Origin of the sequence: Stenotrophomonas sp. SBJS02 (assembly GCF_020428325.2) — a bacterium.
Classification (GTDB): Bacteria; Pseudomonadota; Gammaproteobacteria; order Xanthomonadales; family Xanthomonadaceae; genus Stenotrophomonas; species Stenotrophomonas africana.
Genome location: NZ_CP109812.1, coordinates 2,210,830 through 2,223,191, shown reverse-complemented (window position 1 = coordinate 2,223,191; position 12,362 = coordinate 2,210,830). Strand labels below are relative to the sequence as shown.

Annotated in this window: 5 protein-coding genes and 2 pseudogenes; all 7 read left to right on the top strand. The window is 66.8% G+C overall.

What is annotated here, in order from left to right:
• Positions 1 to 18: 18 nt before the first annotated feature.
• The 7 genes and pseudogenes from FQS62_RS10405 to FQS62_RS10375 all read left to right on the top strand — a co-directional run bounded on the left by FQS62_RS10405 (position 19) and on the right by FQS62_RS10375 (position 12,361).
• A pseudogene (locus FQS62_RS10405) lies at positions 19 to 2,006 on the top strand (chemotaxis protein CheA).
• Between the two features lie 383 nt (positions 2,007 to 2,389).
• Positions 2,390 to 4,639: a methyl-accepting chemotaxis protein gene (locus FQS62_RS10400; RefSeq protein ID WP_100442759.1), complete on the top strand. Its 2,250-nt coding sequence runs from the start codon at positions 2,390 to 2,392 to the stop codon at positions 4,637 to 4,639.
• 204 nt (positions 4,640 to 4,843) lie between these two features.
• The gene (locus FQS62_RS10395; protein ID WP_057499828.1) at positions 4,844 to 5,617 is read left to right on the top strand and encodes a flagellar brake protein; all 774 of its coding nucleotides are present in this window, start codon (positions 4,844 to 4,846) and stop codon (positions 5,615 to 5,617) included.
• 203 nt (positions 5,618 to 5,820) lie between these two features.
• Positions 5,821 to 6,312 (top strand): chemotaxis protein CheW, encoded by a 492-nt coding sequence (locus tag FQS62_RS10390; RefSeq protein ID WP_049448758.1) that lies wholly within the window; start codon positions 5,821 to 5,823, stop codon positions 6,310 to 6,312.
• A gap of 136 nt (positions 6,313 to 6,448) precedes the next feature.
• Positions 6,449 to 6,832: a hypothetical protein gene (locus tag FQS62_RS10385; RefSeq protein ID WP_010482470.1), complete on the top strand. Its 384-nt coding sequence runs from the start codon at positions 6,449 to 6,451 to the stop codon at positions 6,830 to 6,832.
• A gap of 101 nt (positions 6,833 to 6,933) precedes the next feature.
• A pseudogene (locus FQS62_RS10380) lies at positions 6,934 to 9,316 on the top strand (methyl-accepting chemotaxis protein).
• A 762-nt stretch (positions 9,317 to 10,078) separates the two neighbouring features.
• Positions 10,079 to 12,361, top strand: a complete 2,283-nt coding sequence (locus tag FQS62_RS10375; RefSeq protein ID WP_208044114.1) for a methyl-accepting chemotaxis protein — start codon at positions 10,079 to 10,081, stop codon at positions 12,359 to 12,361.
• Position 12,362: the final 1 nt, after the last annotated feature.

Here is a 12,362-nt window from a genome sequence, read left to right as displayed (position 1 = left end):
TTCCGGACCACCACCGCCATGAGCATGGACCTGCAACGCTTCCACGCCACCTTCTTCGAGGAGAGCCGCGAAGGCCTCGACGCGATGGAGGCTGGCCTGCTGGCCCTGGAATCGGGGCAGCAGGACGCGGAGATCATCAATTCGGTGTTCCGCGCCGCCCACTCGATCAAGGGCGCGCCGGCACCTTCGGCTTCGATGCCATCGCCGGCCTGACCCACGTGCTGGAAACGCTGCTCGATGAGCTGCGCGCCGGCAAGCGGGCCCTGGAAGGCCACGCCGTCGACGCCATGCTGTCCTCGGTGGACGTACTGCGCGCCCTGCTGCGCGAAGCCGAACACGGCCAGGCCGCCGATCCCGCCGCGGTCGTCGCGGTGAAGGCGCGCCTGGAAGCGGTGCTTTCCGGCCAGGCAGCACCCAGCGCCCCGGCTGCTGCCGCAGCCAAGGTCGACGATACGCCGGAAGCCTGGCAGATCGGCTTTACCCCGGCACCGTCGCTGTTCATGAGCGGCAACGATCCGCTGCGCATCATCCGCGAGCTGGAACACCTCGGCTCGCTGCAGGTGGCCGCGCGCATGGAACGCCTGCCCGGCTTCGCCCAGCTCGACCCGCTGGAGGCCCACCTGGCGTGGGACCTGGGCCTGGTCGGCAAGGTGCCGCGCAGCAAGATCGAAGACACCTTCGCCTGGGTGCTGGACGACTGCGAGCTGGACATCCGTCCGGCCGCACCGCCGAGCCTGGCTACCCAGGCCCCGGCCGCAGCCGCTCCCGCTCCGGTGGCAGCGGCGCCGTCGGCACCTGCCGCGCCTGCCGCCAGCGGTGGCGCCAACCAGGAAGCGGAAACCTCGATCCGCGTCAGCGTCGACAAGGTCGATGCGCTGATCAACCTGGTCGGCGAACTGGTCATCACCCAGGCCATGCTCAAGCAGGTCTCGCACGCACTGGACCCGGTCCACGCCGAGAGCCTGTTCGCCGGCCTGGACCAGCTTGAACGGAATACCCGCGACCTGCAGGAAGCAGTGATCGGCGTGCGCATGCTGCCGGTCGATGCAGTGTTCCGCCGCTTCCCGCGCCTGGTCCGCGATCTGTCCAGCCGGCTCGGCAAGCAGGTCCGCCTGCGCACCGTCGGCGAAGGCACCGAACTGGACAAGGGCCTGATCGAAAAGATCGCCGATCCGCTGGTTCACCTGGTGCGCAACTCGATCGACCACGGCCTGGAAATGCCCGATGTGCGTCGCGGTGCAGGCAAGGACGAGACCGGCACGATCACCCTGGCCGCCTCGCACCAGGGCGGTCACATCGTCATCGAAGTCAGCGACGACGGCCGCGGCCTCGACCGCGCCAAGATCCTGGCCAAGGCCACCGAACGCGGCCTGGCGGTGCCGGACAACCCGACCGATTCGCAGGTCTGGGACCTGATCTTCCAGCCCGGCTTCTCCACTGCTGATGCAGTCACGGACCTGTCCGGTCGTGGCGTTGGTATGGATGTGGTCCGCCGCAACATCCAGGCATTGGGTGGCGAGGTACAGATCGAAAGCAGCCTCGGCGCTGGCACGCGCACGCTGATACGCCTGCCGCTGACCCTGGCCATCCTCGACGGCATGACCGTGGCGGTGGCCGGCGAAACCCTGATCCTGCCGCTGGCCTATGTGCTTGAGGCGTTGCAGCCGCAGGCCGAGGACATCCGCAGCATGGCCGGCGAAGGCCGCGTACTGCGCGTGCGCGGCGAGTACCTGCCGATCCTGTCGCTGAGTGAGTATTACGGCTACGGCCACCGGGCACCGGGCAGCGAGTCGCTGGTGGTGGTGGTCGAAGGCGATGGCCAGAAGATCGCGCTGGAAGTGGACGAGCTGGTCGGCCAGCAGCAGGTGGTGGTGAAGAACATCGAGAACAACTACCGCCGCATCGGCGGAGTATCCGGTGCCACCATCCTGGGCGACGGCCGCGTCGCGCTGATTGTCGACATCGGCGGGCTTGTGCGTTCACTGCGGATGCCGCAGGCCGCCTGATCCACGCTGCATGTGTGTACCGGACCGCCGCCCTTCGGGGCGGCGGTTTTTGTTTGCGTGCGCCCTGCCAAGGGGGCAGATCCCATTCCTGCGGAAAGGAATCTGACCCCGACCCACAACACCGTGCATTCCGTGAACTCCGTCGACGCGATGGTTTCGCGCGCAACCACGTCACTCAAGCGCAAGCCCCGCCAGGCCTGCACTTTCGCGCCGTCATCCCTACGCAGCCGAATGTGATCTGCGTCCATAAAGTCCACCCGAACTGCGCCGCTATTTCGCTTTGACGGCTGTCACCGAACCCCACCGGGCACCCCCGTTCGCTCTGCAACCACCCCCGAACCGGCGCACAGACGCCGGCATTCTGCCCACCTGGAGCACCCTGCATGAAGTGGTTCCAAGATCTGCCCATCGCCCGCAAGCTGGCCGTGGGGTTCACCCTCACCACCTTGATGACCCTGATCCTCGGCGCCTTCGCACTGCTGCGCCTGAGCGAAGCCAACGCGCAGTTGCGCGAGATGGCTGGCAACGACATCCCCTCGGTCCAGCACCTGGGCGAGGCGCGCTCGCAGCTCGGTGAGTTCCGCACCTACGAACTGGCCCAGCTGAGCATGCTGGACCAGCCGGAGAAGGTCGCCGACTACAACAAGCGCATGGACGACACCGCCAAAGCCGTGCATGACGAACTGGCGGCGTACTCGGCGCTGCCGGCGCTGGACAAGGAGCGCGAACTGTATCGCGCGGCCAGCACGCAGCTGGATCGCTACTTCGCCGCCAACAAGGCGATGCGCGAAGCCGTGGCCGCCGGCGATGGCGCCCAGGCCCAGCAGATCTCCGATGAGCAGTCACGCCCGGCGCGTCGTGACCTGTTCGCTGCAATGAAGGCACTGGGCACCCACATCGCCGGGCAGATGGACGGCAAGATTGCCGACGCCAACGCCACCCATCGCACCAGCATGATCGCGATCGTCAGCTGCATCGTGCTGCTTTCGTTGGTGGCCGCCGCACTGGCCACGGTCATCTCGCGCGCCGTCACTGGCCCGTTGGGCAAGGCCGTGCATGCCATCCAGGCGGTTGCCCGCGGCGACCTCAGCGTCAGCACCCAGGCCACCAGCAAGGACGAAGCCGGCAAGATGCTGGCCGCCACCGCCGAGATGACCGCAATGCTGCGGCGCTTCAGCGAGCAGACCCAGTTGATGGCACAGATGCACGCTGGGCCGGACATCAGCCACCGCATCCCGGAGGATTTCCCGGGTGTGTATGGCCAGCTGGCCAACGGCATCAACACGGTGATCTTCGAACACCTCGATGCAATCGTCGATGCCATTGAAGTACTCAACCAGTACGCCACCGGCAACCTCGCCCCGGACGCCCGCCGCCTGCCGGGCAGCCGCGCGATCCTGCACGAGTCGATGGATGCGGCCAAGGCCAGCCTGCTGGCCATCAACACGCAGATCCAGCAGCTGGCCTCTGCCGCTGCCGCCGGCGACTTCAGCCAGCGTGGTGATGCGCAGCGTTTCGATCACGACTTCCGCGTGATGATCGAGCAGCTGAACAGCATGATGCAGGTGGCCGACGGCAACCTCGGCCAGCTCTCGCAGCTGCTGCAGTCGATCGCCGCCGGCGATCTGACCGCACGCATGGACGGCCAGTTCAACGGCGTGTTCGCACGCATGCGTGACGATGCCAACACCACCGTTGCGCAGCTGACCCAGATCGTCGGCCAGATCCAGGCCAGCGCCGGCAGCATCACCCTGGCCGCTGGCGAGATCGCCTCGGGCAACAGCGACCTGTCGCGCCGTACCGAGCAGCAGGCCGCCAACCTGGAAGAAACCGCTGCATCGATGGAGGAACTGACCTCCACCGTGCGCCAGAACGCCGAGCACGCCCGCCAGGCCAACCAGCTCGCCATCGGCGCGCATGGCGTCGCCTCGCAGGGCGGTGAAGTGGTCGGCCAGGTGGTCACCACCATGTCGGCCATCGAAGCCTCGTCGAAGAAGATCGCCGAGATCATCAGTGTCATCGACGGCATCGCTTTCCAGACCAACATCCTGGCGCTGAACGCCGCGGTGGAAGCTGCGCGTGCCGGTGAACAGGGTCGTGGATTCGCCGTGGTCGCCAGCGAGGTGCGTACCCTCGCCCAGCGCTCGGCCGCCGCGGCCAAGGAGATCAAGGGCCTGATCGATGATTCGGTCGGCAAGGTCGCCGAAGGCTCCAGCCTGGTCCACCAGGCCGGCAGCACCATGGGCGAGATTGTCGCTTCAGTGCAGCGCGTGACCGACATCATGGCCGAGATCTCCGCCGCCTCGCAGGAACAGTCCGCCGGCATCGAGCAGGTCAACCAGACCGTGGTGCAGATGGACGAAACCACCCAGCAGAACGCCGCACTGGTGGAAGAAGCCACCGCCGCCGCGCGTGCAATGGAAGACCAGGCCGTGCAGCTGGGTGAGGCCGTGGCACGCTTCCGGCTGGCGTCACAGGGGGCCACCGTCGCGCCGGCACGCCTGACCACCGCGCCAGTGCCGCGCCAGTTGGCGGCCGCCGGGTCGGCTGCCAGGCCCGCTCCCGCTCGCCCGCTGCGCGCATCGGCAGCACAGCCAGCACTGGCCACAGACGGCGACTGGCAGGAGTTCTGACCCACGCGGAACGCATCCGCACATCGCGTGATTCCAACTGCGCGGCGGGCCAGGGGCCAGGATCCCTTTCCTTCGGGAAAGGGATCCGACCCCGGACGCATGGAAAGTGATGCAATTCTCACTTCATAATCCGGCACAGTGGCCGATATCCCCATCGAGCCTCGCGCCAACGCGTGGTGGCGCCCGCCCTTGACCGTAGATTCCATGTCCGACGGCAACGACACTGCAGTGCATGATGTCCACGCGGCTGATGCCGCTGACGAACGTTTCCTGGTCCGTAATCCGCGCCAGCTGCGGCAGCTGCTGCGATCGCTGATCGACCAGCGATCGCTTATCAATGCGCATATCGACGGCCGCGACCGTTCGTTCCCGACCGCGCTGCTTGAGCTCGACGAGGACGAAGACACGCTGCTGCTCGATGGCAGCCTGCAGGAAGCGTCCAACCGCGCCGCCGAACAGGCCGACCATCTGCTGTGCTTCGCCCAGCTCGAACGCGTGCTGGTGCGGTTCCGCCTGCAGGCACTGCAGCGTGTGGACAACGACGGTCACGTCGCCTTCCGCGCCGCCCTGCCGGAGGAACTGGTCCATCTGCAACGGCGTGAGATGTACCGGCTGGAGACCCCGGTCACCGATTCGCCCCAGCTGCTGATCCCTGCCGGCGAGAGCCGCGCCGAAGCGCTGTCGATGCGGGTGGTGGACATCAGCGGCGGCGGCCTGGCGGTGGCCGTGCCTACCGATTGCGCGGTGTTCAGCCTGCAGAAGCGCTACCCGGCGGTGCTGTCGCTGCCCGATGGCCCGGACCTGGAGATCGAGCTGGTCGTCTGCAACCTGCTGCCGCAGCGCCAACCCAACGGCATCGAGATCAAACGCGTGGGCATGCGCTTCGACATCCTGCCGCGTGGCGCCGACAGTGCCATCCAGCGCTACATCTTCCGCATCGACCGCCAGCGCAAGGCGCGCCGCAACGGCGAGCTGTAAAGCCGCCCGACCGGTAGTGCCGGCCGCTGGCCGGCAACTTGGCAACAACGTGGACGCCGCCATTGCCGGCCAGCGGCCGGCACTACCCCCCCTCGGTCGATCCACCTCATGCGTGGATGCCTTTTCCCGGCACCTAAAGTCCCCCACAGCGGGGCCGATATCGAGCCTGACACCGGGACTTCCGGCAGAACCAGGACCCCTCGATGAACGACAAGACCAGCTCCGCCGCCAGCGCCGGTGGCGAATTCCTCAGCTTCACGCTCGGTGCCGAGCACTACGGCGTGGACATCCTCAAGGTGCAGGAAATCCGCGGCTACGACGCCGTCACCCGCGTGCCGGATGCCCCGGACTACATCAAGGGCGTGATCAACCTGCGCGGCACCATCGTCCCGGTCATCGACCTGCGCCTGAAGCTGCGCCTGGACAACGCCCGCTATGACGCCTTCACCGTGATGATCGTACTGAACGTGGAAGACCGCGTGGTCGGCATCGTCGTTGACAGCGTTTCCGACGTGATCCCGCTGTCGGCCGAACAGATCCGCCCGACCCCGGAATTCGGCGCCGCCGTCGATACCCGCTTCATCTCCGGTATCGGCACGCAGGACGACCGCATGCTGATCCTGCTCGACATCGAGACCCTGCTGGACAGCGCCGACATGGGCCAGGCCAACATCGTCGAAGACGCCGCTGCCTGATCGAACGGACCTGCTTCACGTTCTGGTCACAAAACCCTTCAGTTCCCGCCGGCAGTGCCGATAGGGGGACAGAAGCCGGTCGCGCAGGAGCGCGCAGAACCGGAACGACCATCACCATCCCCGGAGATACACCTCGATGAAGTCCCTGCTTGCGTTCGTTTCGGCCGCTGTCCTGGCCACCACCGCTTCCGCCGCGTTTGCCCAGTCGGCCGACATGATCCCGCCGGAACTGGCACCGCGCTCGGTCGGCAAGGACGGCATGGTCTGCGGCAAGGTCGAGAAGGCCCGCTACGCAGAAGGTTCCGAAGGCCAGCCGACCTTCCTGTACATGGGCGGCGCCTTCCCGCGCCACACCTTCTCGGCGCGCATCGCCGGCGAGAACCGCGGCAAGTTCTCCTTCCCGCTGGAAACCCTGGAAGGCAAGACCGTCTGCGTGATCGGCAAGATCCAGCGCGATGCCTCACGCGCGGAAATCGAAGTCAGCTCGCCGGCCGGCCTGAAGCTGGCGAACATCAAGTAATCCGCCGTCCGTCGAACCACGCCGGACCTGGTACCGGCGTGGTTTCTGCTGCAACCGGGCCCGAGGCCCGGACGCGTCTGCCTTAGGAGATCGCAACGCCCATGCCGTGGATCAACAACCTCAAACTGATGCCGAAGCTGCTGCTGACCTTCGGCGTCCTCCTGCTGGTGATGTTGCTGCAGGGCATCGTCGCCTATCGCGGCCTGCATTCGCTGAACAATGTCACCACCGAGCTGGCGGGTTCTCGCATGGAGAGCATCCGCATGGCAGGCGAGATGCGCGGCATGCTGGGTGAATACCGCAACGCCGCCTACCAGCAGCTGATCCGCGCCAGCGACGACGTCAAGGCGGATGCACGCAAGCAGGGCGTCGAGCTGCGCGCGAGCATGGACAAGTCGATCAAGGAGTATCCGACCCTGGTCGACAACGCGCAGCAGAAGAAGCTGTTCGACACCTTCGCCAAGGAGTGGAAGGACGCCCTGGCCTCCTACGACAGCGTCACCGAGATGCTGGAACTGGACCTGCCGGACGACGCCATCGATACCTTCGTCGGCGAAACCCGCACCAAGCACCGCAAGGCCGCCTCGGCGCTGGAAGCGCTGATCGCCGAAGACAACCGCCTCGCCCGCGCCTCGCGCGAACAGGCCGCCTCCACGTATTCCGCCTCGGCCGTGCTGACCGTGATCGCCCTGCTGGGCGGCGCCGCGCTCGGCCTGGTGCTGGTCTGGCTGTTCGCCCGCGCCCTGGTCGGCAGCGTGCGCGGTGCCGTGTCGGTCGCCAACGACGTTGCCGGCGGCAAGCTCGATGGCCACATCGACGTCAGCCGCCAGGATGAAGTGGGCGAACTGATGCAGGCCATGCAGCGCATGCAGCGCGACCTGCGCGAACGCATCGAAACCGACCAGGCCGTCGCCCGCGAGAACCTGCGCATCCGCACGGCGCTGGATTACAGCTCAACCGGCGTGTACCTGACCGATACCAGCAACACCATCGTCTACAGCAACCGCGCCCTGCAGCAGACCCTGAGCCAGTACCAGGATGAAGTGCGCCGCGACCTGCCGGACTTCGACGCCCAGGCCTCGCTGATCGGCAAGCCGGTCACCGTGCTTGAACACCGCGGCGAGATGGACCAGACCCTGCTGGGCAACCTGAAGGCACACGGCGTGGCGCGTCGCCCGATGCAGTACGGCGATGCCCAGTTCGCCCAGGTGGTCTCGACCATCCGCAATGAAGGCGGCGACACCGTCGGCTACGTGGTGGAATGGCGCGACCGCACCCAGGAAGCACAGGTGGAAGCCGAAGTGGCACGCGTGATCGCCCAGGCAGCCGCCGGCGACCTGTCCGGCCGCATCGATGCCAGCGACAAGGAAGGCTTCTTCCTGCAGCTGGCCCAGCAGATCAACGGCCTGCTCGATGCCAACGCCGGCAGCATCGAACAGATCTCCGGCCTGCTCGCCGCGCTGTCGCAGGGCGACCTGACCGTGCGCATGCATGGTGACTACCAGGGCGTGTTCGCCCGCATGCGCGACGACGCCAACGCCACTGCCGCGCAGCTGAGCGAGATCGTCACCCGCATCAAGCAGTCCAGCCGTGCGATCAGCTCGGCTGCCGGCGAGATCGCCTCGGGCAACAGCGACCTGTCGCGCCGTACCGAACAGCAGGCCGCCAACCTGGAAGAAACCGCTGCCTCGATGGAGGAACTGACCTCCACCGTGCGCCAGAACGCCGAGCACGCCCGCCAGGCCAACCAGCTCGCCATCGGCGCGCATGGCGTCGCCTCGCAGGGTGGTGCAGTGGTTGGCCAGGTGGTCACCACCATGTCGGCCATCGAAGCCTCGTCGAAGAAGATCGCCGAGATCATCTCGGTCATCGACGGCATCGCTTTCCAGACCAACATCCTGGCGCTGAACGCTGCGGTGGAAGCCGCACGTGCCGGCGAACAGGGTCGTGGATTCGCCGTGGTCGCCAGCGAAGTGCGCACCCTCGCTCAACGCTCGGCTGCCGCCGCCAAGGAGATCAAGGGCCTGATCGACGACTCCGTCGGCAAGGTCAACGATGGCTCGACACTGGTGCACAAGGCCGGCGCGACCATGGGCGAGATCGTCGCCTCGGTGCAGCGCGTGACCGACATCATGGCCGAGATCTCTGCGGCTTCGCAGGAACAGAGCGCCGGCATCGAGCAGGTCAACCAGACCGTGGTGCAGATGGACGAAACCACCCAGCAGAACGCTGCGCTGGTGGAAGAAGCCACCGCCGCCGCCCGCGCGATGGAAGAACAGGCCGGCCACCTCAGCGAGGCCGTATCGATCTTCGTGGTGGACGAAGCCGATACCGTGGTTGCCCCGCCGCGAGCCACTGCCCCGACCCCGGCCCCGCGTGCTGCTGCACCGGCAGCACCGGCTCCGGCGGCCCCCCGCCCGCCGCACGGCGGGTGGTCGCCCGATGGCTACCGAACTGGCGGACGGAGACTGGCAGGAATTCTGAGGCCTGCCTGACCTGACGGACGAAGACGCCCCGGCCCTGCGCTGGGGCATTTTCGTTTAAGGGGTATCTGGATATCCAGCCAACGGCGAAGCCCCTCGGGGTGGTCGGCCGAAGCGCTGGGTTACTGAGAGTTGGCCGGGAGGGTCGGCTGCGCAGGGGACGCCGTGAATACGTCCCTGTAGGCTCGGGCGCGCCATCCATGGCGCTTACGCCCCTGCGCAACCAACCCTCCCGGCCACGGACAGTTTCCGTGCGCGTCCACCCCGGATTGAAGAAAGAAGAGCAAGAGCAAGAACAACAGCCGCATTGCTTCCGGGGTCAGATCCGTTTTCCGCAGGAAAACGGATCTGACCCCTCTTTCCACTTGGAAACCCAACGCTCTTGCCGTCCGACGCCGGGATATCGAATGGGCCGGGCCAGGATGGGCTGGCGGGGGTGTCCGCGGCATGGATGCCGCGGCCAAGCCCCCAGGGACGGGTTTACGGCGTCCCCCGCCAACCCATCCTGGCCCGGCCCTTCTCGCAACCCCTGACTACCGACCAAGCGCCGTTGCTGTTGCTGTTGCTGTTGCTGTTGCTGTTGCTTTTGCTTCAAAACCAGCCTGCCGCAGGCAGCGCCGCAGCCGCCGCTGCAAGGAAACCTGAATACGTTCGAACACCTCACCTCAATCCCCCGCCCCAGCGGCCGATAACGGGGTTGTCACCGCTCGTCCCGCCGTGACCGGCTCGGCGCCGCCCGCCCGTTTCGACCTGGTCCTGCTCGATGAATCTCCTGCATCGCTGGCAACACTACTTCAGCAATCTCTCCGTCCGGCGCAAGCTCAACCTGCTGACGCTGCTCATCGCGCTCGGCGTGATCGCGCTCTCGGTGATCGCCGCCCGCATGCAGTACCTCGACCTTACCGAGACCCGCAAGACCGCGCTGAAGACCCAGGTCGAACTCAGCTACGGCATCCTCCAGCATTACCACCGGCTGGCCGGCACCGGCGAGCTCAGCGAGGACGCTGCCAAGAGCGCCGCATTGCAGGCGCTGGAAGTGATGCGCGCCGATAACGATGCCTACTACTTCAACATCTACGACACCGGCTACCGCCTGCTGATGCACCCGTTCCGCAAGGACCTGGTCGGCAAGGACATGAAGGACTTCCGCACCGACGACGGCGTGCGCATCTACTACGACCAGGTCGAAGCAGCCAAGGCCGGTGGCGGCTTCGTCAACTACCGCTGGGCCAAGCCCGGCAGCAAAGGCGAGGTCGAGAAGGTGGCCTACGCCGGCCTGTTCGCGCCCTGGAACTGGGTGGTCAGCAGTGGCGTCTACATGGACGACGTGCAGAAGCAGGCGCTGGTGTTCACCGCCATCATGGCCGTCTCCGGTGGCGTGCTGGTACTGATCGTGCTGGCGCTGAGCTGGCTCATCGGCAACCGCATCGCCGTGCCGCTGAAGCAGGCAACGGCCGTGGCCGAGGGTATCGCCCGCGGCAAGCTGGACAGCCACATCGGCCCGCAGCCGCATGACGAAACCGGCCGCCTGCTGGACGCCATGTCCGCCATGCAGCGGCAGTTGCACGCAGTAATCAGCGGCCAGCGCGAAATGGCGCGCCGCCACGACGGCGGCGAACTGAGCTATCGCATCGACGCCAGCGCCTTCCCCGGCGAGTACGGGCTGATGGTGCAGGAAACCAATGCCCTGGTGGGCGGCCATGTGCAGACCCTACACGACGTGCTGGACGTGGTGCAGCAGTATGCGGTCGGCGATCTGAGCCGCGACATCGCGCGCTACCCCGGCGAGAAGGCGGCGATGACCACCACCGTCGACACGGTCAAGGCCAACCTCGGCCGCATCAACGCCGAGATCAAGCAGCTGGCCCGCGCCGCCGCCGCTGGCGACTTCAGCCAGCGAGGTGATGCGCAGCGCTTCGATCACGATTTCCGCCTGATGCTGGAAAACCTCAACGCCATGATGGCGGTCAGCGATGACAACCTCGGCAAGCTCTCGCAGCTGCTGTCGGCCATCGCCGAAGGCGACCTGACCGCGCGCATGCACGGCGACTACCAGGGTGTGTTCGCGCGCATGCGCGACGACGCCAATACGACCGTCACGCAGCTGACCCGGATCGTCGGCCAGATCCAGGCCAGCGCTTCCAGCATCACCCTGGCCGCCGGTGAGATTGCTTCAGGCAACAGTGACCTGTCGCGCCGTACCGAGCAGCAGGCCGCCAACCTGGAAGAAACCGCCGCATCGATGGAGGAACTGACCTCCACCGTGCGCCAGAACGCCGAACACGCACGCCAGGCCAACCAGCTGGCCATCGGCGCGCAGGGTGTGGCCTCCCAGGGCGGCAGCGTCGTCGGCCAGGTGGTCACCACCATGTCGGCCATCGAAGCCTCGTCGAAGAAGATCGCCGAGATCATCTCGGTCATCGATGGCATCGCCTTCCAGACCAACATCCTGGCCCTGAACGCCGCGGTGGAAGCTGCGCGTGCCGGTGAGCAGGGCCGTGGCTTCGCCGTGGTCGCCAGCGAAGTGCGCACCCTCGCCCAGCGCTCCGCCGCCGCCGCCAAGGAGATCAAGGGCCTGATCGATGATTCGGTCGGCAAGGTCGCCGAAGGCTCCAGCCTGGTCCACCAGGCCGGCAGCACCATGGGCGAGATCGTCGCTTCGGTGCAGCGCGTGACCGACATCATGGCCGAGATCTCTGCGGCCTCGCAGGAACAGAGCGCCGGCATCGAGCAGGTCAACCAGACCGTGGTGCAGATGGACGAGACCACCCAGCAGAACGCCGCGCTGGTGGAGGAAGCCACTGCCGCCGCACGTGCGATGGAAGAACAGGCTGGCCAGCTGGCCGACGCCGTGGCGATCTTCCGCCTGGACAACCAGGTCGCCGCCGCGATGAAGGCGGTGGCCGCACGTGTCGAGCCGGTCCGTGCTGCCACCGTCGTGGCGCGCCCACAGCCGGCTCCGACGCCGGCACCGGCACCGGTACGCCGTACCGGCAGCAACGCCAGCACCTTCGTCGCCAGCGACAGCGACTGGCAGGAATTCTGAG